This is a genomic window from Limibacillus sp. MBR-115, assembly GCF_040549425.1.
Taxonomy (GTDB): domain Bacteria; phylum Pseudomonadota; class Alphaproteobacteria; order Kiloniellales; family CECT-8803; genus Limibacillus; species Limibacillus halophilus.
The window spans coordinates 590,471-613,394 of the sequence record NZ_JBEPTJ010000002.1 but is presented as its reverse complement, the minus strand read 5'-3'; the positions used below and the strand labels follow the sequence as shown (position 1 = coordinate 613,394).

Genomic DNA, 22,924 nt, shown 5'->3' with positions numbered 1-22,924 from the left:
GCATCACCGTTCGAGCCATCGATGGATAGATGCTTAGATTATTATCAATATGTCGTTGATAATCAATATATAATATCTGCGTTTATAAACGATTCGGAAATCCGTATCTAGAAAATAGAGGCGGTTCTCGAACGGGTCGCCACAAGCAAACACGAACGGAAGAAAGGTGTTAGAGCTATGAATATCTCGATTGTCGGAACAGGAAATGTCGGTACGGGACTGGCGAAAGTCCTGTCGAAGACACGGCATGGCGTGGTCATGGGCGCGCGCACGGAAGCAAGGGGCCGCGCGGCAGCCGATGCCATTGTCAAAGAACATGGCGGCAACGTTCGCGGTAGCGATGTTGCCAGTGCTGTCCGCGATGCGGACGTTGTCATTCTTGCCGTTCCTTACGCAGAGACTGCCGACGTGATCGCTATTGCCGGAAGCCTCTCCGGAAAGATCGTCATCGATGCGACCAATCCATTGACGGAAGACTTTTCCGGACTGACGCTCGGCTTCGAAAGCTCCGCCGCTGAAGAGATTCAAAAGCGCGTGGCGGGCGCGCCCGTGGTGAAGGCGTTCAATACGGTATTCGCGCAAATCTACGCAGAAGGCCCCCGCTTCGGCGAACGCCCGGTCCAGGTGTTTTATGCTGGAGACGACGACGCGGCCAAGAAAGCAGTTTCTGAAATAATCAACGCCGCCGGTTTTGATGCCGTCGACGCAGGCCCGCTTAAAAATGCGCGCTATCTGGAGCCGCTGGCGGCGCTGAACATCCAGCTTGGCTACAGCCTCGGACGTGGTACGCAAATCGCACCCGCATGGATTGAGCGCGAAGCGGCGTAGTGAACCGCCCCTGCTTCAATTCGCACACTATTAACAAAGGATAACGATCATGATTCAAGAAAAAACCGCTCCGCACGCTGCGCTTTTATTGCGCGTTTCCTTGGGCGTATTATTTCTCGCCCACGGATTACTCAAAGTATTTGTGTTCACCCCTTCGGGAACGGCAGGCTTCTTCGAGTCCCTCGGGCTGCCGGGGTTCCTTGCTTACCTGACGATAATCGCAGAAGTAGGAGGCGGCGCAGCGCTGATCCTCGGCGTGTTTACGCGTCTGGTCTCGCTGGCCCTCGTCCCTGTCTTGATTGGTTCGATCATCTTCGCACACGCCGATACAGGCTGGCTGTTTTCGAATGAAGGTGGCGGCTGGGAATTTCCCGCTTTCTGGGCGGTGGCGATGGTTGTCCAGGCCCTTCTGGGTGACGGCCCTTATGCCCTGAATCCGAAGACACTTTTCTCTCGGCACTCGTGAACCGCGTTGGTGAAGCCCCGTGATGAGTCCGACTATGGCGGGTTCGCGGGGGCTCCGACGCGAAGACGCACCTGATCAGAGATAGGGAATGAATCATGAGTAAATTTGAAATTGCCGTAGTCGTTGGCAGCCTGCGCCGCGACTCCTTCAACAAGAAGTTGGCGAAGGCGCTGGCAATGCTTGCGCCGGATGAGATGGAGTTCCGCCCGGTCGAAATCGGCGATCTGCCACTCTACAACCAGGATGACGATGAGGATCAGGCGCCTGCCGTGAAGCGGCTGAAATCCGAAATTGAGCCGGCGCATGGCGTGCTGTTCATCACGCCGGAATACAACCGCTCGGTTCCGGGTGTCCTCAAAAACGCCATCGACCATGCCTCGCGGCCTTATGGGCAGAGTGTGTGGGCGGGCAAACCGGCGGGCGTGATCGGTGTCTCCGTCGGCGCGATTGGCACCGCGCTGGCCCAGCAGCATCTTCGCAACACCCTCGCCTGTCTGGACATGCCGACGCTCGGACAGCCCGAGGCGTTCATCCAGATCAGCGAGGAATTGTTCGATGCTGACGGCGGGATTGGCGAGGGAAGCCGCGAATTCCTGCAAGACTGGGTCGACCGCTATGTCGCGTGGGTCAAACAGCACGCGGCTCAATCGTAAAGAGTGGAGCAAGGCAATGCTTGTCGATGGTAAATGGACCGCCGACTGGGACCCGGTTCAAGCAAAAGATGAGAAGGGACGTTTCGTTCGGCAGGTATCCAGCTTTCGCCATTGGGTGACGCCCAATGGCAAGGCGAGCCCCACGGGGGGCGAAGGCTTCAAGGCTGCGCCGGGGCGCTACCACCTATATGTCGCCCTGATCTGCCCGTGGGCATCGCGCACTCTGATGGCGCGCAAGTTGAAAAAGCTCGACGACGTGATCAGCGTGACAGTCGTCGAGCCAGCCCTGACCGATCAGGGATGGTGGTTCGGCGACTTTCCGGGCTCAGGGCCGGATACGCTGAACGGCGCGACATATCTGCATGAACTCTATACCCGTGCCGATCCGGGCTATACCGGCCGCGCCACGGTCCCGGTCCTCTGGGACAAGAAGAGGAAGACCATCGTCAACAACGAGTCGAGCGACATCCTGCGCATGCTGAATTCAGCGTTCGACGCTTTCGGCGACGCGTCTGTCGATCTCTATCCGCAAGCATGCCGCGCGGAAATCGACGCGCTGAACAAGGAGATGTACGAGAAGCTTAACAACGGTGTCTATAAGGCTGGCTTCGCGTCCAGCCAGGCGGCCTATGAGGAAGCGGTAACGGACGTCTTCGCGATGCTGGAAACCCTTGAAGGCCGCCTGTCGGATGGCCGCGCCTTCCTCTTCGGCGATGGCCTGACGGAGTCCGATATCCGGCTATTCGTCACGCTGGTCCGTTTCGATGCGGCCTATCACGGGCTGTTCAAGTGCAACATCCGGCAGCTTGCCGACTATCCGGCGATATCGGCCTATATCGAGCGGATTTATGCGCTTCCCGGAATCTCCGAGACTGTCAATCTCGACCATATCAAGGCCGGATATTACTCGATCAAGGCGCTTAACCCGTCAGGCATTGTACCTGTCGGTCCGCGACTTCGCTTTGCTGCGTAACGAGTCGATGGAAATTTGATTTAGCCAATAGAGGGGGTCTCGATGGTATTGTCAGAAGAGCTTAGGTTGAGAGAGCTTGTGCCGCCCCCTACCTTGCGACCATGCCCTAACGCAGCCCATTCCGACACTTCAAGACGTCGCCCGAGATCATCCGCCTGGCGGTCATGATGCGGATATCTTAGAGCTGCAGAATCGTTCCGACGCCTTTGGCGCGCGCATCCTTGTCTATCAGATCCGCAACAGCCGTATCTTCAATCGCCAGCCCCAAATTGACCGACAGAATACGATCAGCTTCTCCTTTGCGAGCGTGCCCAGGCGCTTGAAAGACCGTGCCAAGCTCCATCAGACTTTCCGGAAGCGCGGCAAAGAAACCATACTCTTTCAAATGTTCAACCTGCTCAACATCATCGGTGAAAACCGCATCAAATTGATTGATCGTCAACGGATCAAGATAACAATCATAGTCCAGCGTTACCAAAAGAGCGCCTGGTTTAAGCCACCGGCCTTGAATAATCCGATCCCCATTTGAGACGATTGGACCGCAAGTGACGACGATGTCCGCGTCGGCGACCGTTTCCCTCACACTAGAAAAACTACAAGCAGCAATTCCATGGGTATTGGCAGCTTCGGCGACATATGCCTTCGCCCTATCCGGGTCGATATCGAAAGCCCGTAATTCACACAGCGAAGAATGGATGATCCGCAAGGCCTGGAGGTTGGTGCGCCCCTGAACGCCGCAGCCAATGATCGCCAGTGTGCGGGGTTCTGAGCAGGCGAGATACTTGGCTGCCACCGCAGTGGCGGCGGCTGTACGCTGCGCGGTGATCCAGGTGGAATCCATTACCGCCCTGGCCCGTCCGGTCGCCAAATCGTTCAGCAGCAAAAGCCCGGTTATGTATGGGAGTCCCAGCTTTGCATTCTCAGGTGATCCACTCTGCCACTTGCAGGTCACTGCGCCGCTCTCCAGCAAAGCCCCACTCATTGCGGAGAAAAACCGCTCTCCCGCTGGCGATATCCAATGTTTGGCCGGCATGATCGCCTTGCCACGTGATTTCTCGCGCAATGCAGATTCGGTCATCTCGATCACTGCGTGCATGGGTATTGCCAGACTATCGATGTCGGACCTACTGAGGTAGAGCACTTCGTTGGACATTTGATGCTGCTTTCTCAATCGACTTTCAGAGGACAGGCCGGAAAGTCGGTAACGGATACTTTTTGCCTTCCTCCGCAGGAAGGAGTTCAAGCAGTAGCCCGCTGCGAATCTGAGTGGGATCGTCACAAATGACGCGCGCAAGCATGGTTGGCCCGTCACGCAACGCGATCTCTGCAAGAATAATCGGTGTTTCCTCGAAGAAAGCCGGGTGGTTCGGGCGCATCACCAGCGAATAGGATACCAAGGTCGCCTTGCCGTCATGTTCGGTCCACCCAAGGTCGGACGACCAGCAATGGGGACAAAGCGGGCGCGGATAGAAGGTCTCTTGTCCGCATGCACCACAAACCTGCAATCGGAGTACTCCCTCCGCCCAGGCCTCGACAAAAGCGCTGTTGATCTGATCAACACGGGGGGTGGGGTACTGCTGGTCATTGTGGGTCATCAGGAACGCTCCAATACAATGCTGCTGGTAGAAAGGCCGTGTCCATAGCCGACCATGCCGTATCCAGACACCAGACCTCGCTGCGCATTCGAAACCTGCCTCTCGCCCGCTTCGTGACGTAGCTGCCGAACCGCTTCGACTAGGCCTATCATGCCGCCACCAGCTCCGGATTGGCCGACGGAAAGCTGTCCGCCTCCGGTGTTGAGGGGAAGTGTGCCGTCCCATGTGAAGCTGTTCTTCTCCAGGAACCGGCCGACGCCTCCTTTTTCACAAAACCCAAGGTCTTCGAGTTGGATAGCCACCATGATGGGATAGTCGTCGTAAGCCTGAACAAGATCAAAATCCTCAGGGCCGTATCCCGCGTCGCGATATAGCGCGTCGCGGAACAGCTCCCAGCCGCCACGAAGTGGACTGATTTCACCGGGTGGGTGGTTGTGATGCTCGTAGCCGGACAGCACACGCACCCCCTTGCCGCGCGGAACGCGATCCAGGCTGCTGACCACGACAGCCTCCGCGCCCGCACAGGGCAAAACGCAATCATAAAGCCGGATCGGGTCGGCAATCACCCGCGCGTTCATGTAGTCGTCCAGGGTCATTGGCCCGCGCAGCAGCGCTGCCTCGTTCTTCTGGGCATTCTTCCGCTGGTCCACCGAGATTCGCCCGAGCTGCTCACGGGTCGTCCCATAGGTTTCCATGTGCTTGCGCTGAATAATCCCGAACAGGCCATTGGCGCCGCCAAATCCATGCGGCGAGCCGTAGCTGGTCAAGGCCCGCCCGAAATTATCCAGCAGGCGAAACAAGCCCGAAACGTCATAGGCATCACCAGCAATACACAAGACGGATGTGGCTTGACCGGCCTCGATGGCGCGGATCGCATTCAGAACAGAAGCGATAGGCCCCGCTCCGCCAGCGGTGCCCAGGTAAGCCCAAGAAAGGGAAAGCCCAAACTGCTCTGCAACCGTCACCGCATTGTCGGGCGGCAATTCAAAGGAACACAGAGCCAAGCCGTCAATGTCGGACTTCTCCAGCCCCGCCGAAGCAATCGCCTCTCGCCCGGCCTGCGCAAGGAAGGTCAGCAAGGGGCGGTCGGCTTTCTTGACGTAGTCCGTGCAGCCGTAGCCGATCACGCCAATATCCCTGCTTTGCGTCATCCTCTGTTCTCCTCCTCGTTCCGGTTCAAATAACGCTCTGCGTCCGAAGCGCAGCCCGCCGGGTCGCGTCGATACCTAAAAGCTCCCCAAAGATTCTGTCGTTGTCGGCCCCAGGCGCGCGGCCAGCCCAGCGAACTTGGCCAGGCGTTGCGGAGAGATGCGGTACGGGCGACGGCAACTTGAGATCACCCAACTCTGGGTCTGATAAAGTCGTGATCGCTTCGCGCGCCGCCACGTGCAGGTCGGCCAGCACGTCATCGATTTGGTTGACCTGTCCCGCGACCACCTGAGCGGCTTCCAGCCGCGCCATCGCCTCTTCGGTCGTTAGACTCGCCATCCAGGAGGCGACAGCTCCATCAATAATCTGACGGTTCTTGACGCGAGCGGTCATCGTCGCAAAACGCGGATCAGATCCAAGCTCGGGCTGTTCCATCGCCTTTAGCAGGTTATCGAAGATGCGCTGCGAACCGCAGCTAATGGCGATATGGCCGTCATCGCCTGTGCGGTAGACGTTGCGTGGCACGTCCTCTTCCATTTGATTGCCGAGCCTGGGCTTCTTCTGACCGGTTTGGTCATAACGGACGACGACTGATTCAATAATTCGCAGCAAGGGTTCGAAAAGGCTGACGTCTACTATCTGCCCCTTCCCGGTTCGGCTGCGCGCATGCAAGGCGACTAGCGCACCATAAGCACCAAACGCCCCCGCGAGGTAATCGCCGAGTGGAAAAGGAGAGACCATCGGTCCGCGGTCTGCATAACCAGCAAATGATGCCAGGCCGCTATAGGCTTCAGCGATGGTGGCGTAGCCACCCCGTTTCCGATAGGGGCCGGTTTGCCCATACCCGCTGACCCGCACCCAAACGATACCGGGGAAATCCTTGGCCAACTCAGCTGGATCGAGGCCCCACCGTTCCAGCGTGCCGGGCCGGAAGTTCTCCACCACGATGTCGCTGCGCCCAATAAGCTCAAGCGCAATTTCACGTGCCTCCGGCGCTGAAAGGTTAAGGGTTACGGTATGCTTGTTGCGCGCCATGGTCTTCCACCACAGTGGCACCTCGCCCTTGTGCGGCGGCCATTCACGCAAGGCATCAGGTGCGCCGGGCTTTTCGACCTTGATCACCTCCGCGCCGAAATCCGCCAGTAGGGAGCCGACAAACGGGCCGGCCAGCATCGAACCAAGTTCGAGCACCTTGAGGTCGGAGAGACCTCCGAAATCGCTATTGTCTGACATTCTGCTCGCCTTCAGCCGATCGCAAAGCCTGATTTCAGGGGATCGTCCGGATCGATCACAAACTGATGAAATCCGGTGACGTAGGCCTGGCCAGACACCTGCGGCACGAAGGCGTCGAAATCACCAACCTTGGTGCGACTGATCATGCGCCCCCCAAAGAGGGAGCCTGTAATACCCTCGGAGATGATCTCCTCCTCCGGGTCCATCTCTCCTCGACCAATCAACAGCGCCATCATATGCGAGGTGCCTGTCCCGCCGGGAGAGCGGTCGAACGAACCGTCGGAGAACACATGAATGTTTTTGTACTTGGTCCCCGGCGCCAATCCCGGGCCGTAGATCGTAACCAAGTCGACCGCGTTGATATGCGCTACCTCCGGGTGCTGGGGTTTGACGACCTTGTTGAGGGCCTTACGGATAGCCAGCCCGGCCCTGACGAGCGCCGGTGTGTTTTCCTCGCGAACGTCGATGCCGAGCTGCTCTCCGCGCACTGCGCCAAAGAAGCTACCGCCAAAGGAAATGTCGGCTGTAATCCGCCCATGCTCGGGAATCTCGATCTCGATGTCTTTTTGGAACAAGAACGAGGGAACATTGGTAAGGGTCGCTTTGCGGGCACGACCGTTCTCAACCTCCACGTCGATCTGAACGAGACCCGCAGGCATATCGACATTCACATGCGTCACCGGCTCTTGGACCGGCACGAGGCCGCACTCAACCACGGTCATTCCGATGCCAATGGTTCCATGACCACACATGTTGAGGTAGGACCCATCGTGATCGACCCAGACGATGCCGAAGTCCACTTCCGGCCGGGTCGGTGGGCAAACAATGGCGCCGAACATTCCGCGATGCCCCCTTGGCTCCCGCATCAGGGCAGCCCGCAGGTGATCATAGTTTTTGCGGATGAAGTCGCGCTGCTCCAGGAGCGTAGCCCCACGGATCGGAATGCCGCCGGTGATCAAGCGGGTAGGCTCGCCGCCGGTGTGGGAATCGATGGTGCTGATGAGATTATGGCTCCGCATGTCGCTTTACCTCGGCTTATTGGTTTGATGGGAAAGGTGGGTCATCGGCTGGCGGTCACTTTGTCCAGGCCGACCATGAAATCGAGAGCCGCGACGACGACGATCGCCACGTAGATGGTTGTCGCGGACACCGCGGCAATCATTGGATCAACGCTGTACTGAATGTAGTTGAAGAGCTTGACCGGAATCGGCACCAGGTTCGCTGTCGTGTTGAAGATGCTGAGTTCCACATTGATCCAGGAGATAATCAGGGCGAAGACAGCCCCGGCGATCACGCCCGGCTTGATCTGAGGCAAGGTCACCAAGAAGAAGGTCTCAAGCGGCGATGCGCCAAGGTCCTGGGACGCCTCCTCCAATGACCGGTCGAGGCCAGAAAGCGAAGCCAAGCAGGTGCGCACGATATAGGGGATGACGATCACCACATGCCCTGCGAGAAGCGCCCCGAAAGTACGCGCAAAACCCAACGCCGATGCATACTGGAGAATGGCAACGCCGATCACGATTACCGGCAGAATCAGGGGGGAAAGGAAAAGGGCTGCGATAGCCGTATTGCCGGGAAAGGAGACCCGCGAGAGCACTAGCGCCGCCGGCACGCCCAGCAAAAGGGCGATCGCTGTCGCCATGATGGCCAACTTGGCGCTCAACCAGATTGCACTAACATAAGAAGGGTCAGACAGGAACTGCGTGTACCAGCGCAACGTAAAGCCTTGTGGCGGAAACTTGAGGTAGGCGGTCTCGGTAAAGGAAATCGATACGATGACCACCAGCGGCAAAGCCATATAAGCGATTGCCAGCCACGCAAAGCCACTGAGCAACAGGCCACCAAAACGATCGGAACTATACCTGGGCTTCAAGCGGCTCATGTTGATTTCACCTTCTTCTCGACGGCCAGCAGATAAAGCGAGATCAAGAGGAGCGTTGTCAGCAAGAGGCCGACAGCCAGCGCCGCGCCAAAGGGGAAATTGAAGACCGAGGCGTACTGCTGAAAGATCAGCATGGAGGTTACAATCTCTTTACCGCCACTCAATATGGCCGGCGTCACGTAAGCGCTGACAGAAAGCGTGAAGACGATCAACGAACCGGCAACCACGCCAGGCAGGCTCAGCGGAAAAGTCACCTTCAGGAAAGTCTCGAAGGCACCGGCTCCCAGATCGCGTGATGCCTCCTGCAAGGATCGATCGATATTCTGCAAGACACTGGCGATGGTGAGCACCATGAAGGGCGTCATGATGTAGCTCAGCCCGATGACGATGCTGACCTTGCTGAACAGCAGCTGCATGGGTCGGTCAATTAAACCAAGGCTCAAGAGAATGTCGTTCACCATGCCCTTGCGGCCGAGCAACACCATCCAGCCAAAAGCACGCACGATGTTACTGGTGAAGAGCGGAACAACGACGATCACGTAGAAAAGACGACGGAGCAGCCTGTTGCGCACCACGAAGGTCATGAAATAGGCAAGCGGATAGCCGACCAGGAACGTGGACACCACAACCCAAAGCGAAACCTCGAAAGTCAGTAAGAGTGTTTCAAGATAGTAGGAATCACCGACAAGCCTCGCATAATTCGCGAGCGTCCAAGAGCCATCCTCCGCCTGGAGGCTGGTTATCGCAACCACGGTAAAGGGGACGATGAAGTAGGCGATAAGCAAGGCTACGGGAACACCAAGCAGAAAAATCGCCCACATCCGCGTGATGCGCATGACCCGTTTATCCTCTCGCTACAGGAAGGTCCAACAGCGGGACGTGCTGCTGGCACCCGTAAACGTCTGTTTCTCCCATTGCCCCTTGGACCACGGGTCGGTGGAGCGTCACTTTGAAGGCGTTTCCCGTTGGGATTTCATAGATCGAGGAAACTTGGTCCTCTCTGATCTTGTAAGCGCGGGCTACGGCTTCCCGGGTAATCGCCTTTGCGTCACGGACGACCTCGAAGGCTTTTCTGTCGGCAAAAAGAATATCGAAGGTCAGGCGAAAGGGCCCAGCGTTCTTGCTGCGCACGATCTTTGCCAATTCCCGAAGTTTTTGCGGTTGACCAGACATGTCACAGATCCTCCAGATGCAAAGGAAAGAGCTCGGTCGGGCTTGTCACCTTCATCAAATGATAGATGGAGAACTCGAAAGCCGGGCCCGCATCGATCTCTGACGGAGAGTAGAGGAACGCGAGGTTACCCGAGGTGTTGTACAGCCCATCATAGTGAAGATGGAGAAGCCCCCCGCTGACATGATGGCAGGCGCCCCGTGCGAGGGCCTGATCCCCGGCGATCGCTTCGATCACCAACCCAATCTCCTGAGAGGAAATGGCGGTTTGAGGTTCCAACGCTCCCATCACACCGTCGCGGCCATAGACAGTGTAGCCAATGTGCAGGCTCGGATCGTCAAAGTACTCCAGGGTCTCCACGCGGACTTGCTCCAACAGCTCATCCAGCCGCGCGATCAAGGTCGGGCAGCGAATACCGGCAACACAGATCGTCCTGTATCCGGTCTGCCGAACGCCCTCCAGTTTCACCCAATAGTCCTCGTCCTCCAGAAACTGCGCACCCGTGACACGGACCCGGCGCTCGCCGGACTGTTCAAAGGTGCACGCGCTTAGGTCGAGCTGATGCCCTGGACCAGCTTGCAAAAATGGGTTCTCGCGCTCATAGAGCGAATGGGCCGCCACAGAGGTGACTGAAGCGCGTCTGTTCGGGCTACCGGGCTCCAACTCGAAGTGCCCCGGCTGCAAAATGCCGAGCATCACATCCATCGCAAAGGGCTCGGCGGAAAAGGCGCCGCACTCCAAGATCTTGCCCATGTGAATTGCGAGTGCCGGATCGGCGCCGCTATAAATTGGGTGCGCGGCAATTGCGCAGTCGTCGCAAGCGCGCCCGGCGATGACGACTTCAGCCCCGGCTTTCAGCGCTTCAACAATCGGTTCATGGCCCATCTGCGCGACAATGGCACCAGCTTGCTTGACCATTTCCGGGGTCAATTGAAAGCCTGCCTCGAAGTCCTTCACCTCATTTCGGCTAAGTGCCTCGGCAAGCCTTTCGCGGGACACATCCGAATAGATCGTAGCCAGCTTAAAATGGAGGTTGGATTCTCTCGCAATCTCCCGGACGATCTCCACGGTCCAATCGACATGCGCCTTGCAACCGGCACCGCCTGCACTACCAACAATCACAGGAATTCCGGCCGCCCGGCCCGCTTTGATCATTTGGGTCAGCTCCCGCTTCGCGCTGATCCGCGATACAAGGGGCTCGCCGGAGCCGAGATAGTGAGGGCCGGGATCGGTCGAGCCTGCATCGACGGCGATAACGTCAGGACTCATAGCCATACCGCGGGCAAATGCCTCAGCCCCAAAGCCATAGCCCAATGTGCCGGTTGGGGTAAGAACGGTGTGTGTCTGCTTTGTCATCAGTGCATTTCCAAATGTGTCATTTGTTGAGAACACGCGCGTGCTCCGCGCGCCAGTGGAGAGTGATTTCAGCGCCCTGTTCCAATTGCTCCGACAAAGCATTGGAGGACGATTCGGCCACGATCTCGTGGCCGGAATCGAGGGCCACCACGAATTTCGTGCCGCTACCGACAAAGATGAGATCACGGAGCCTGCCCTTCAGCAGCACAGCCTCGGATTCAGCCTTGGGCTCGCCGAGCTTTACATGCTCTGGCCGAACCATGAGTGTGACGCGCCGTTGGTCGCCTGCCTCGGCAGGCCGGAAAAGGCGCTCCCCAGTTGCGTCGCCAAGCCGCAGCCAGCCTTCGTGATCAATTTCGCAATCCAGAAGATTGGCATCGCCAATAAAGTCCGCGACGTAACGTGAGTTCGGCTCCCGGTAAATCTCCTGGCCCGTACCCAGTTGGACTATCCTGCCCTCACCCATAACGGCGATGCGATCGGCCATCACGAGAGCTTCTTCCTGGTCGTGCGTTACATAGATGAAGGTCATACGCAGCTGTTCGTGCAGGCGCTTCAGCTCAATCTGCATCCGCTTGCGCAGCTTCAGATCCAAAGCGCCCAGCGGCTCATCAAGCAAAAGCACCTTAGGTTTGTTAATGATGGCCCTGGACAGCGCGATACGTTGTTGCTGCCCCCCCGAAAGCTCACTGGGATAGCGCTTGGAAAAGGCTTCCATACCAACCATTTCGAGCGCCTCGGCCACCAGTTTATCAATCTCCTCGCGCGCTACACGCTTTCGTCTTGGACCAAAGGCGAGGTTGTCGCGAACGGTGAGGTGCGGAAAAAGTGCGTAATTCTGGAAAACAGTGTTAACGGGGCGCTGGTCGGGCGGCACGCGATTCATGCTAACGCCCTCAATCACGATTTCGCCTTCGGACGGATCTATGAAGCCGGCGATAAGGCGCAAAAGCGTCGTTTTCCCGCAACCGCTCGGTCCAAGAAGAGCGAGAAACTCTCCCGGCTGAACCTGCGCACTGACCTCTGCCAAGGCAGTCACGCTGCCATAGCGCTTTGTCAGACGGTCAACCTTGATAATTGGTTCGCCCATCAAAAGCCTCGGAATGATTGAAATTTAAAGACGCCAGGAGAGAAAATGATGCGGACGGCAGACACGTCATCGGCGCCGCCGCCCGCAGAGCTTTTCTATTTTCCGGCGACTTTCTGGTTGAATATTTCTGTGATCCGGTCCCGATTGGCGTTGATTTCATCCCAATCGAAAAGGGCTAGATTTTTCACAGAACCATCAGCGCCCCAGGGCAAGCGCTCCTGCGCCTCGGGCGTCGGCGTAATACCTGCGGTTGCCGGACCGACATAAAGCCGATTGGTCATGCAGGTTGCCTGCTCTTTGGCGACAACGAAATCGACGAACTTCTCCGCCGCCTCCATGGACTTTGTTCCCTTAACTATATGCACGCGGATGTCGCCTGAAGGCGCGCCTTCCTTGGGAACGGCATAGCGAAGCGGGAGGCCCTTGTCAGCCATCGCCCAGGCGGCGTTTGCGTAGTGGGCTCCGGCAATTACTTCGCCGCTTTGGAAGCTGTTGGTCGCATTTCCGGAAGCATCAAAATAGGACGAGACTTCCAACTCGTTCATCTTCGCAACACCTGGATCAAAGTTGTCCATCGTGCCGCCAGCAAGCTGGTTGATCAGGACGAACAACGGCACGCCCATGGCGTTTGCCGGGCTGGGTAGCGTAACAAGGCCTGCATAATCCGGGCCCCATAAGTCCCACCAGCTTTCCGGCGGATTCTTAACATCATCGGTGTTGTAGACCAGACCCAAGGAATAATATCCTGTGCTGAGCGCGTAGACCTGTCCATCGGCGGTACGATATACGCCTTCGTCGATCACTCCTGAAACGCCCGGAACTTTGGCTGGATCTAATGCTGCAACCAGATCATCGGCGGCGGCTAGCTCGGATACACCGCCGTCCAGCCAAGCGACGTCAATGACCGGGTCGCCTTTCTGCTGTTTAAGTTTGGCAAGTGTTACGCTCGACACGCCCGGCTCCGGCGTCACTTGGATGCCCGTGCTCGCTACAAAAGGGTCAACCATGCAAGATTGGATGGCTTCACCCCAGCTACCACCATAGAAAGCCACCGTTAGGCTCTCGGCAGCTTGCGCCTGCATCGTGAAAGCAGCGAGCGCTATCGCACTCGTCGCCGCCCCTATCGATAGTTCTTTCTTTATCGACTTCATACCTTCCTCCCTCCTAGCAATTGATCGAGGCACCAGCGGACTGGCCCTGGGAAGTTTTGATCCTTGCAGTCACATCCCATAAAGTCTAATTAGTTTTTAGCCAAACATCATAAGGTACTCTAATGAAGGTAAACGCACGCCAACTGGAAGCTTTCGTTAGTGTCATGCGGTGCGGCAGCGTGACTGGTGCCGCTGAAATGCTTAACGTTTCCCAGCCGGCGATCAGCCAACAGCTTAAGAGCCTTGAGGGTATTTGTGGCTTTAAACTTTTTGAGCGAAAGCACGGCCGTGTCTATCCGACCTCTGAAGCGGAGACGCTCTTTGCCGAGGCCGATCGAATGTTTACCGGGTTGGAGAAGATTGCGCGGGTAGCAGAGGGTATAAGGGACCGAAACTGGGGCAAACTGACAATAGCGGCCTTTCCGGCAATGGCGTCGCGGTTCCTGCCAAGGGTGGTGTCGGAATATTGCCAGGTTCGGCCCGACGTTCGTGTCACTGTGGAAAGCAGACGATCTCGCTCACTTATTGATTGGGTGGCAGCAAACAACGTCGACATTGGAATCGGCTTGCTTTCCGGGGAACACCCCGGAGTAACCAGCGAAGAACTCTTCAGGATGTCCGGCGTCTGCGCGGTGCCCCGCAATCATCATTTGTCGAGGTTGAAGTCCGTTCATGCCAGGGACCTAGTGCGCGAACCCTTCATATCCTTGGGTCGCGATGACCGTTCACGTTTCGGCGTGGACAAGGTATTCGACAATCTCGGCGTAACTAGAAGAATACAGATTGAAACCGAGCAATCAGAGGCCGCCTGCGCGTTCGTGGCATACGGCGCTGGCGTATCCGTCGTCGATCCCTTCAGCACCTATGAGTTTGATGATCGAGAGATTGCCGTGCTGCCGTTTAAGCCCAGAGTAGAATTCAGGCTTTGGGCGCTTTTTCCTTCCAGTCGCACTCCCAGCCATCTGGCGCGCGACTTCTTGTCTATTTTTAAATCGGCTCTGGAGCGCCTTGACCAGAACACAATCACGCCCCGTACCTCACCCAAAGGTGCGGCGGACTAAATCAAATCGCCCAGATAACCAAATGATAGGATAGCCGGGGCCGCGAACCGCCAAGAGCGCGGCCACTGGCTGAACAACCGAGTGGAGGAATGACAGCAGCCCTTCATGCATCCGACTTTTGCGGTCCTATCGCTTCAGAAACGAGGCATAAATCTCGGCCGAGACGGCCGCGCCGTCTTCGGTTTCCAGATCCCCCACGACCTTTCGTACCGATCCCGATACGCAAGCATGAACTTCATCCAGATGAACCATAAGCGGATCGCGTTCGTTCGAACTGACAAGCGTACGCACCGACACGCGCGCCAGGGCGTCGCGTTTGTCGAAGTTCGCCGCTGCAGAGTAAGACATATGGTAGGTCCCGAGCGCTTTGAGCACCTCAACGACGAGTTCGTGCAACACCTGAGGCTCTGGCAAGTCGACATTCCGGCGGTTGGCAACCGTCGGCTCGTACCACGGCGAAAAAAGATACTGGTCACGGCAATAATGCCAGGCCCAGTTTAATTGACTGCCCATCATGTCGGGCGACACTTTTGGCGAGTTGCGCTCGAAATGTGTCTTCTTCTTCTTGTCCGACCATAGCCCCATATTGTCGATGATCAGTTCTGACACCCGTTCAGGCCGCTGGTTGGCAGCCTCGGTAGCGATGCTAGCGCCGGTGTGGGTTCCCAGCAGGCGTATACGATCAAACCCAAGGGCATCAATTGCCTCCCAAGTTGCTGTTGCGAAATCCGCTATAGTCGGCGTCCCGGGCAAGGGGTCCGAATCACCGTTACCGCGCGTATCGAGCGCATAGACCGGAACGGTTTTCGCCATCGCCCGAACAAACTTCGCCATCATCCGACCCGAACCTGGGGACGGATGCAGCACGACAAGTGGGATGTCATCCAGGCCGGCGCCTTCGGGTAGGGCATAGCGGTAATGCGCCTGACCGCCAGGCACATCGACAAAGCCGCGCCGGATAGGAGTTGCCAAGGTGCTCATTCCGGTTTCCTCGCGCGAATGATGACCCATGGCAGACGCCAACCGTCACTGCCTGCCGTACCATTTTCGTCAAAGGGTGTGACCGTGAAATCTGTAAACCCGGCTGCTTCAAAATCACCGCGCAGGTCCATCGCGGCCAGATCGCGCATGTGGGGCTCTGCATTGCGGCGAGAATGCCCAAAGTAAAGCGCACGAAGAAAGTTGTCCTCAGGCGGGAGGAAATCCAGGTGAGCGACCTCTCCGCCCGGAGCCAGTAGCCGAAAGGCCTCCGCCGTCATAGCCCGGGTCGCGTCGGCCGGCAATTCGTGCAGCAGCATCGTCGAGGTTACCAGATCAAAACTTTCATCAGGCTGCGGCACGTCTGCACCATCCGCCTGAATATAGGATGAGCGACCGCCCTCGGGCAGATCCATGGCGAGAAGCGCCGCGAGACGCAGGCAAGCGTCAGAGAGATCGATCCCCACAACCTCTGTCTCGGCACCCGTCCTTACAAAGGCCAGCGTGCTGCGACCAAAACCGCAGCCAATGTCCAGGACGCGCGCAAAAGTCCGATCTGCTGTGACTTCGCTGGCAAAGAGCCGGTGCAACCCGGCACGTCCGACGACGCCGCCTGATGCACCCGCACTTGCGCGGTAGACGATTCCAGCCAATGGATTCTCTCTTAGTCCGCCAGGGTGGTGGTGGAAATCCGTCTCTTTATAGTAGTCCGGCAGCCGAATGTCGGTGGCGAGCCGCAGCATCCCGTCGGAAACGGGCTGCATCAACGCCTTCTCCAGCGCCGCACGCTGCCCTTCCACCATCGGAATAATTCCGTAGGCTCCGAGGTACTTCATCTGCTGGAGATTGTATTCAAGCCACCCGAAAAGCTGGTGCAACGGTAGGCGCACTAGGTGTGCTTCAAAACTGGCGTAGTTGTCCGAAGACTGATCGGGCAACGCTTCGGCCTGTTTGCGCAGTTCACGGTAGATCGGTCCAGACCAGAGTTTGCGGAACGCACCGATAAAGTTCTGATACGACGCGGTCGCCGTATCCAGTTTCGGTTCCAGGGGGCGGGCAATGGCCATGATTCGTCTCCTCCTTACTTAGCGGCCATCGTTGCAGCGCCGCCAAAGACCGAGGTGACAAAGCTATCGGCGCTTTCAAAACCGTCTGGCAATTCGGTACCGTCCGCCTGCGCTTCGAGCCGCGCGACACGGTCACGCAGCACATTTACCTCAGCGGCGAGAGCGACAAGGCTTTCTAATAGCTTTTCCGATATCGGGTCAGTCAGGAACCGGGGCGATCTCTCCATACCTTCTTACTCCTTTTCAGGCCATTTAAGGCGACCGGGTACACGGTGATGCGCGAACACGTCGGCCAGTGTTTCCCGGACGCGAACAAGTTCAATCTCGCCCTTGGTCCCAACTAGTACGGCTGCCGGGCGTGGCATGCTGTTGAATTGAGTCGCAAAGACTTCTGCGTACATGCCGGCATCTAGAATGGCGACAAGGTCGCCGCGCACCAGCTTCGGCAACAACCGGCCGGCACCAACGACCGAACGGAAGCAGGTTCTTCCGACGATTTCCTGAGCGGTTGTGCAAAGGTCGTGCATCCTGCTTGCGGGCAATGTCTGATATTCAAAAGCCCCCGTCTCGATCCGCATCAGGTTGTTGGTGCTGATATCCACATTGACCCAGCGGAATCCACAGTCCTCCTTAACCGATCCCACGGTAGCGAGCAGAACCTGAGCGTTTCCGCAGATGTAGCGTCCAGGTTCGACCCAGAGCTCGGGTACCGGCCCTTCGACGGGGTCTGCCAAGGGACCGAGGGCACTGGTCAGCGCATCACAGGCTGCCTTAACTTGCGTTTCAACCGTCACCCGTTCGATGGGCACGCCGCGCTGTTCGGGTTCGCGCTCTCTTGCCCATCCTCCGCCGAGGTCAAGAATGCTCGGGCGCAGGTCTAGTTTTTCGCAAATCTTGCGGACCGTGGCCCCAAATGCAGTTGCGATCGAAGCGAATGCCTCGGGTCGGTTGGAAAGGTGGCCGATATGGACAGAAAAACCAGTCAGCTCCAGACCTTGGGTCTGCTGTAGCCGGGCGGCTATCTGCTGCGCAGCGTCTGGGCCAAGCCCCCACTTTGCGCGCCGCACGGAGGCAATACCCTGGCCGTGCCTTTGTGTCGATCCGCCCATGTAGGGCCCTAGTTCGTCGGGGAGAACTTTTAGGCGGATGTTCACTCGCGCGGGAGATCCCGTTCGCGCAATCGCTGCGACGATCAGATCGACTTCATCTGCGGCATCGATGTTGATTGTGACCCCATGCACAAGCGCCAGATCAATAAGCTCCGCCGTCTTGTCACTGCCGTTGAGCGCGACCCTCGACGGATCTGCCCCGCTATCGAGCGTGGACCGTAGCTCACCCTCGCCAAAGCAGTCACCCCCCGCGCCCGCTCGGGACAGCAGGTGACGAAAGGCGAGCGTGTCATTGCTCTTGGTCGAGTAGAGTATTGCGCTCGGACCGGGCCAAGCGGTGCCAATGGCGTCTCGAATACGCTCAAAGTTTGCCAGAAGCGTTTCCTCGACACCGACCACCAGCGGCGAACCGAAGCGCTGCAGAAGGTCACCGACAGAGGCGCCGCCAATACATAACATGCCCTTGGCATCAACTGTCAGGCGATCACTGAAGATGCGCTCTCTCGCAAGCGTCTCTGCGCCGTTCATGGCAAGCTCTTGCGTGCGGCGGCGCTCTGTTCGGCGAAACGTTGGGGAATCTTGTGATTACGATAGATGTCTTCGTAGGTTTCACGCCGCCGGACAAGATCGATATTGCCATCCGGGGCAATCATGATGCCAGCCGGTCTGGGCATGCCGTTGAACTGCGATGCCAGTACCTCGGCATACATTCCGGCATCCGGGATCGCTACGATATCGCCGCGTTGAAGGTCGGGCATGGGCCGATCCATACCCAGAACAGAGGGAATGCAGGTCGGCCCGACGACGGTCGCCACATTCCTGGGGGGTGCAGTCATTCGCGAAGCCGGGAGCAAATTGTACCAGCTTCGGCTTGTCTCGATCCGCATCAGAAGATTCGTACTGGCGTCCACATGGATCCATTTCCGGCCAACATCAGATCGGGTTGTGGTTACAGTGGATAAAAGGACGACGGCATTTCCGACCAGGTAGCGGCCGGGTTCGAGAAAGAGTCGCGGCAAGGGGCCATGGAGCCCTGCCCGCAACGCAGACGTCATGGCCTCGGCATAGTCCTCGATGTCATGTGGATTGACCTCCGATGCGCGCGATTCAGGTTCTCTGAGACGAGGCCATCCGCCGCCAAGGTCGATCACCCGTGGCCAGAACCCAACACGCGCTTTCATAGCTGTCGTAAAACGCGCCAACTCCTGCCCCACTACATGGAAGGCGGCAGGATCGTTGGTAAATCGACCAACATGGGCAGAATACCCGAGGAGGTCGAACTTTGGATCATCCCGGAGAGCGAGGATGACGTCGCTTGCCGCATCCTCGGAAAATCCCCATTTGGCCGACAGCAAGCTTTCACTTGCCGAACTACCGGTCTTAAAAAAGCTTGCACCGAAAGTATCAAGCTCCTTTGGAGCCAGCCGTAACCTGATGTTCACCCTTACCGGGCGTTTGGCGGTCGCAAGCCGGGACAGCACGGCTATCTCGTCCAGACTGTCGATGTTGATGATCGAGTTGCCTTGTACCGCTGCGGCAAGAGCGCTTTCGGTCTTGTCGCTGCCGTTAAGAATGATGTTTTCGCGGCAGACACCAGCTTCGCAGGTTGCGCGATACTCGATATCGCCAAAACATTCTCCACCCACGCCTTCCTGCGATAACAAGGAACGGATCGCGAGGCAGTTGTTCGTCTTAATCGCATAGAAGATTTCGGCGCCGGTTGGCCAACGACTACTAAACGCGTCGCGCAACCGTTGAACGTTCTCGCGGATGACCTGTTCTGTGGTGACGAAAAGCGGAGAGCCATAAAGCGACGTTAGTCTGTCAACCGGCACCCCCGTCAGGGTAAGCATACCGGAAGCATCCACACTCATGCCGTCCGGCCTGCCGCCGATTTGCTTCAGCCAGTCGAGCGAGCCCTCAATCATGATCGCCTCCCAAAGTCGACCGTCGCGAGCAAGATGATGTCGCCAATACCCGGTTGGGCGAGGAGATCACAATCATCTTGACCTCAAGGTTCTACGATCTTGCGCCCAATGGAGACGCGCCCTTCGATAACAGGCGGACTGCCTAGAAATGTCAACACTTTTTCAAGCTAAAGGACTATTCTTTCTGTAATGTGGGGATTTTCCGCAATTCTCTGGCAGAATTATCGTCATAGCGTTAAAATCATGACCCTTGCTACTGTAGTCATACCAAAGTGTTGACAGATCGATAAACTAGCCTCTAGCTTTGTGAAGCAGCGTGGAATCCCAGGCACATCGGGGAATCCCAACTGAATGAGTGAAAAGAATATGTTCGATGATCAAGGACAGGTGCCGGAGGGGTGTTGGCAGCACTCGGCAACCGAATTGCGGTCGGCACCCGACATGCTGAGGATCGAACAACTGAGTCTCCGCTACGGCGATGTAGTGGCGCTCGACAACATCAAGCTCGAGGTCGGCGCGAACGAGTTCATTGCACTCTTGGGACCATCAGGGTGTGGAAAGACCTCCCTGCTCCGTGTGATTGCCGGGCTCAACGTTCCCCAGGACGGCCGGATCGTTTTGAATGGCAAGGATGTGGCCAATCTGCCGCCTCGGCATCGGAACATCGGTATAGTTTTTCAGAACTATGCGCTGTTTCCCCATATGACGGTGCGTCAGAACGTGGCCTTTGGGCTTGAGTGTCGACGACTAACGAAACCCGAAATCAGTACGCGGGCGATGGCCGCTCTCGAAAAGGTCCGGCTGGCCGAGCTTGCGGATCGTCGCCCAAAGGCCCTATCGGGCGGACAGCAGCAGCGAGTCGCCCTAGCTCGCGCAATAGCATTCGAGCCTTCTCTGTTACTGCTCGACGAACCTCTTGGTGCCCTCGACAAACAGTTGCGTACGCGGATGCAGTTCGAGTTGAAGGAGCTGCAACGCAGTCTTGGGATTACCGCGATGTTCGTCACGCACGATCAGGATGAGGCCGTTGCGATGGCAGATCGAATTGTCGTCATGCGCGATGGGAAAATTCAGCAAATCGCCACACCCTCGGAGCTCTTCTCCATGCCTGCGACGGCGTGGGTGGCGGAGTTCATCGATGCAGGAAATCTCCTGTCCGGCAGCACGCGCGTGGAGGGAGGAAAATGGATCGTTCAACTTCCCGGAGGCGTCGAAGTCGAGGCCGCCGCACCGGACGGTGTTGATCGCGAAACAGCGAAGCTCCTGCTTCCCGCGCATAGCCTCGAGGTTTTCCCGTCCAAAGAAGATTCTGCCTACCGCCTAGTGTCGATGCGGCCGAATGGAATGGCGCTCGATCTAGTCATCGCATGTGGCGAACTGCAATTCCGAGCCCAGTTGCCGGTCGGCCGTGCAGCCGAGTTCGTTACCGGAGCCCCTGTCCGGCTTACAGCCGCACCTGATGCCGGCACATGGCTACCCGGCGATTGACTCGTTCACACACGCGCTCCACTCGATTTAGGAAGGAAGCATGACCACAAGCGCAATCCCGGACACAACGAGCTACCGGCCCAGCGCGGAAGGTCTGCGCAAACCGACACGTAGCCAGATGTCGGCATTGCTGGCGCCAATCGCCACGTTCTATGGACTCTGCTTGCTGGCGCCTTATGTGTACATCTTCTGGCTTAGCCTTACGCGATACAGTTCCTCACAATTGTATGTGCCTGACCTCGGCCTCCAGAATTATGTTTCCATTCTGACGGACAATTACTATCTCGGCCTGCTCGCGCAGACTGTCGGGCTTGGAATTTTCGTCACAGTTTTCTCGCTGCTGCTTGGGTATCCGCTGGCGATGCGCATTGTGCAGGGGGGCAAGACCACCAAGTCTATTCTACTGATCCTGACGATGACGCCTTTGCTCGTGAATATCGTTGTGCGGACCTACGCGTGGCTGGTCCTTTTGGGCGACAATGGCGTTATCAACAAAGCGCTCGATGCCGTTGGGCTGATCTCCGAACCGTTGCCGATAAACAATAACTTTTTCTCAGTCGCTATTGGGCTTATTCACCTGAGTTTGCCGCTCATGGTCATCAGCCTCGTCAGTGTGATGGAAAAACTTGACGCCTCCTTGATTGAGGCCGGGGAAAGTCTGGGCGCGGGTTCTCTGCGGACACTCGTAAAGATCCACATTCCACTTTGCCTTCAGGGGGTCGGCGCTGGCAGCCTACTTGTCTTCTGCACTGTGATCAGCGCCTTCGTGACTCCACAATTGCTGGGCGGAAACCGCTTTTCGACTATCAGTACGATCATCTACCAAAAATTTACCTTCTCCATGAACTGGCCGGTGGGCTCGGCTCTGGTCTTCGTCCTGCTGACCTTGAACTTCGCCGTCATACTCCTGCACGGCTTCATGTTCCGGGAGAAGTGAGATGTTTCAACGCTTCATTTCCGCAATTGCCTGGGTTGCCATCATCTTCCTGATTGCACCACTGATCATCATCGTGGGCAGTTCCTTCACTCAAACCGACTTCGTGACCTTCCCGCCCCGTGGATTTACGCTTCGCTGGTACGTCGAAGCAATGTCGGTAGGCGGTTTTGTCCAAGCATTTTTCGATAGTCTGCTGATTGCGGCGGCAACTATGGCGGGCGCAGCCCTCATCGGCATACCGACGGCGCTTGGCCTGCGCATGGGGTCGCCGCGGACGCAAACCCTACTTCGCAGCGTGGTCGTGGCACCGCTGATCCTGCCGGCCATCGTATCTGGAATTGCTTTGCTTCAGATATACTACGCCGCCGGCCTCGACGCGCCGCTCTTTGGCATCATCGTGGGCCATATCCTGATTACCGTTCCCTTCTTTATTCGTACAGTCACTGCCGGACTGGAAAGTGTGCCGGTTTCTGTGCTTGAGGCGGCAGAAACCCTCGGTGCCAGCAAAGCCCGCATCCTATTTCGCGTGCTGCTGCCTTTAATCGTGCCCTCGATCTGCGCGGGCCTCGCTTTTGTATTCATCGTGAGTTTCGACGAAGTAACAATGTCCCTTTTCTTTAGTAATCCCGAAATAATGCCTCTCCCAATAAGAATCTATAACTATATTGAATTCTCGGTTGAACCTGTAATTGCAGCAATATCCACAATTCTAATCTTATCAGCCTTTGTGCTGGTTACGCTTCTTCAGCGGATATTCGGGCTCGATCGTGTCCTTGCGAAGTGACCTCTCTACCCACCATCCCAACAAA

Annotated in this window: 24 protein-coding genes; 8 read left to right on the top strand and 16 right to left on the bottom strand. The window is 57.2% G+C overall.

Annotated features, from left to right (window positions below):
* Positions 1–177: 177 nt before the first annotated feature.
* The 4 genes from ABIE63_RS06455 to ABIE63_RS06440 all read left to right on the top strand — a co-directional run bounded on the left by ABIE63_RS06455 (position 178) and on the right by ABIE63_RS06440 (position 2,920).
* Positions 178–828, top strand: coding sequence for an NADPH-dependent F420 reductase (locus ABIE63_RS06455; RefSeq protein ID WP_354503634.1), 651 nt, complete (start codon positions 178–180; stop codon positions 826–828).
* Between the two features lie 49 nt (positions 829–877).
* Positions 878–1,294, top strand: coding sequence for a DoxX family protein (locus ABIE63_RS06450; protein ID WP_354503633.1), 417 nt, complete (start codon positions 878–880; stop codon positions 1,292–1,294).
* Between the two features lie 95 nt (positions 1,295–1,389).
* Positions 1,390–1,947, top strand: coding sequence for an NAD(P)H-dependent oxidoreductase (locus ABIE63_RS06445; protein ID WP_354503632.1), 558 nt, complete (start codon positions 1,390–1,392; stop codon positions 1,945–1,947).
* Positions 1,948–1,963: 16 nt separating this feature from the next.
* The gene (locus tag ABIE63_RS06440) at positions 1,964–2,920 is read left to right on the top strand and encodes a glutathione S-transferase family protein (protein WP_354503631.1); all 957 of its coding nucleotides are present in this window, start codon (positions 1,964–1,966) and stop codon (positions 2,918–2,920) included.
* 178 nt (positions 2,921–3,098) lie between these two features.
* Here the strand turns inward: ABIE63_RS06440 and ABIE63_RS06435 are convergent, their stop codons facing one another.
* The 11 genes from ABIE63_RS06435 to ABIE63_RS06385 all read right to left on the bottom strand — a co-directional run bounded on the left by ABIE63_RS06435 (position 3,099) and on the right by ABIE63_RS06385 (position 13,547).
* Complete coding sequence (locus ABIE63_RS06435) at positions 3,099–4,073, bottom strand: hypothetical protein (protein ID WP_354503630.1); 975 nt, start codon at positions 4,071–4,073, stop codon at positions 3,099–3,101.
* A 25-nt stretch (positions 4,074–4,098) separates the two neighbouring features.
* Positions 4,099–4,515 carry a Zn-ribbon domain-containing OB-fold protein gene (locus tag ABIE63_RS06430; RefSeq protein WP_183415139.1) on the bottom strand — a complete coding sequence of 139 codons (417 nt, stop codon included), beginning with the start codon at positions 4,513–4,515 and terminating at the stop codon, positions 4,099–4,101.
* Complete coding sequence (locus tag ABIE63_RS06425) at positions 4,515–5,666, bottom strand: thiolase family protein (protein WP_354503629.1); 1,152 nt, start codon at positions 5,664–5,666, stop codon at positions 4,515–4,517. The genes ABIE63_RS06430 and ABIE63_RS06425 overlap by 1 nt, the downstream gene beginning before the upstream one ends.
* A 25-nt stretch (positions 5,667–5,691) precedes the next feature.
* A complete protein-coding gene (locus tag ABIE63_RS06420; RefSeq protein WP_354503628.1) occupies positions 5,692–6,897 on the bottom strand; it encodes a CoA transferase in 1,206 nt (401 codons plus the stop codon).
* Between the two features lie 11 nt (positions 6,898–6,908).
* A complete protein-coding gene (locus tag ABIE63_RS06415) occupies positions 6,909–7,916 on the bottom strand; it encodes a proline racemase family protein (RefSeq protein ID WP_183415136.1) in 1,008 nt (335 codons plus the stop codon).
* Between the two features lie 41 nt (positions 7,917–7,957).
* Positions 7,958–8,779 carry an ABC transporter permease gene (locus ABIE63_RS06410; protein WP_354503627.1) on the bottom strand — a complete coding sequence of 274 codons (822 nt, stop codon included), beginning with the start codon at positions 8,777–8,779 and terminating at the stop codon, positions 7,958–7,960.
* Positions 8,776–9,615, bottom strand: a complete 840-nt coding sequence (locus tag ABIE63_RS06405) for an ABC transporter permease (RefSeq protein ID WP_183415134.1) — start codon at positions 9,613–9,615, stop codon at positions 8,776–8,778. Before ABIE63_RS06405 ends, ABIE63_RS06410 begins: the two co-directional genes overlap by 4 nt.
* Positions 9,616–9,622: 7 nt before the next feature.
* Positions 9,623–9,952 (bottom strand): DUF4387 domain-containing protein, encoded by a 330-nt coding sequence (locus ABIE63_RS06400; RefSeq protein ID WP_354503626.1) that lies wholly within the window; start codon positions 9,950–9,952, stop codon positions 9,623–9,625.
* 1 nt (position 9,953) lies between these two features.
* Entirely contained in the window at positions 9,954–11,306 is a 1,353-nt protein-coding gene (locus ABIE63_RS06395; protein ID WP_354503625.1) for an acyclic terpene utilization AtuA family protein, read from the bottom strand.
* 19 nt (positions 11,307–11,325) lie between these two features.
* The gene (locus ABIE63_RS06390) at positions 11,326–12,396 is read right to left on the bottom strand and encodes an ABC transporter ATP-binding protein (protein ID WP_183415131.1); all 1,071 of its coding nucleotides are present in this window, start codon (positions 12,394–12,396) and stop codon (positions 11,326–11,328) included.
* 95 nt (positions 12,397–12,491) lie between these two features.
* On the bottom strand, positions 12,492–13,547 hold the full coding sequence (locus tag ABIE63_RS06385; RefSeq protein ID WP_354503624.1) for an extracellular solute-binding protein: 1,056 nt from the start codon (positions 13,545–13,547) through the stop codon (positions 12,492–12,494).
* A 122-nt stretch (positions 13,548–13,669) separates the two neighbouring features.
* Here ABIE63_RS06385 and ABIE63_RS06380 point away from each other — a divergent pair, with 122 nt between their 5' ends.
* On the top strand, positions 13,670–14,608 hold the full coding sequence (locus ABIE63_RS06380) for a LysR family transcriptional regulator (RefSeq protein WP_183415130.1): 939 nt from the start codon (positions 13,670–13,672) through the stop codon (positions 14,606–14,608).
* Positions 14,609–14,734: 126 nt separating this feature from the next.
* Here ABIE63_RS06380 and ABIE63_RS06375 read toward each other — a convergent pair whose 3' ends face one another.
* The 5 genes from ABIE63_RS06375 to ABIE63_RS06355 are packed head-to-tail and all read right to left on the bottom strand — an operon-like array spanning position 14,735 to position 19,690.
* On the bottom strand, positions 14,735–15,589 hold the full coding sequence (locus ABIE63_RS06375; RefSeq protein ID WP_354503623.1) for an alpha/beta hydrolase: 855 nt from the start codon (positions 15,587–15,589) through the stop codon (positions 14,735–14,737).
* The gene (locus ABIE63_RS06370; protein WP_354503622.1) at positions 15,586–16,653 is read right to left on the bottom strand and encodes a class I SAM-dependent methyltransferase; all 1,068 of its coding nucleotides are present in this window, start codon (positions 16,651–16,653) and stop codon (positions 15,586–15,588) included. Before ABIE63_RS06370 ends, ABIE63_RS06375 begins: the two co-directional genes overlap by 4 nt.
* A 14-nt stretch (positions 16,654–16,667) precedes the next feature.
* Positions 16,668–16,880 (bottom strand): hypothetical protein, encoded by a 213-nt coding sequence (locus ABIE63_RS06365; RefSeq protein WP_183415127.1) that lies wholly within the window; start codon positions 16,878–16,880, stop codon positions 16,668–16,670.
* 6 nt (positions 16,881–16,886) lie between these two features.
* Entirely contained in the window at positions 16,887–18,290 is a 1,404-nt protein-coding gene (locus ABIE63_RS06360; protein ID WP_354503621.1) for a hypothetical protein, read from the bottom strand.
* A complete protein-coding gene (locus tag ABIE63_RS06355) occupies positions 18,287–19,690 on the bottom strand; it encodes a hypothetical protein (protein WP_354503620.1) in 1,404 nt (467 codons plus the stop codon). The genes ABIE63_RS06360 and ABIE63_RS06355 overlap by 4 nt, the downstream gene beginning before the upstream one ends.
* A gap of 351 nt (positions 19,691–20,041) precedes the next feature.
* On the opposite strand from ABIE63_RS06355, the gene ABIE63_RS06350 reads away from it, so the two are divergent.
* From ABIE63_RS06350 to ABIE63_RS06340, 3 genes are read left to right on the top strand one after another with little or no spacing between them, the layout of a single operon-like run.
* Positions 20,042–21,178, top strand: coding sequence for an ABC transporter ATP-binding protein (locus ABIE63_RS06350; RefSeq protein WP_354503619.1), 1,137 nt, complete (start codon positions 20,042–20,044; stop codon positions 21,176–21,178).
* A gap of 40 nt (positions 21,179–21,218) precedes the next feature.
* Complete coding sequence (locus tag ABIE63_RS06345; RefSeq protein ID WP_354503618.1) at positions 21,219–22,115, top strand: ABC transporter permease; 897 nt, start codon at positions 21,219–21,221, stop codon at positions 22,113–22,115.
* 1 nt (position 22,116) lies between these two features.
* Positions 22,117–22,899, top strand: coding sequence for an ABC transporter permease (locus tag ABIE63_RS06340; RefSeq protein WP_183415122.1), 783 nt, complete (start codon positions 22,117–22,119; stop codon positions 22,897–22,899).
* The last annotated feature ends 25 nt before the right edge of the window (positions 22,900–22,924 follow it).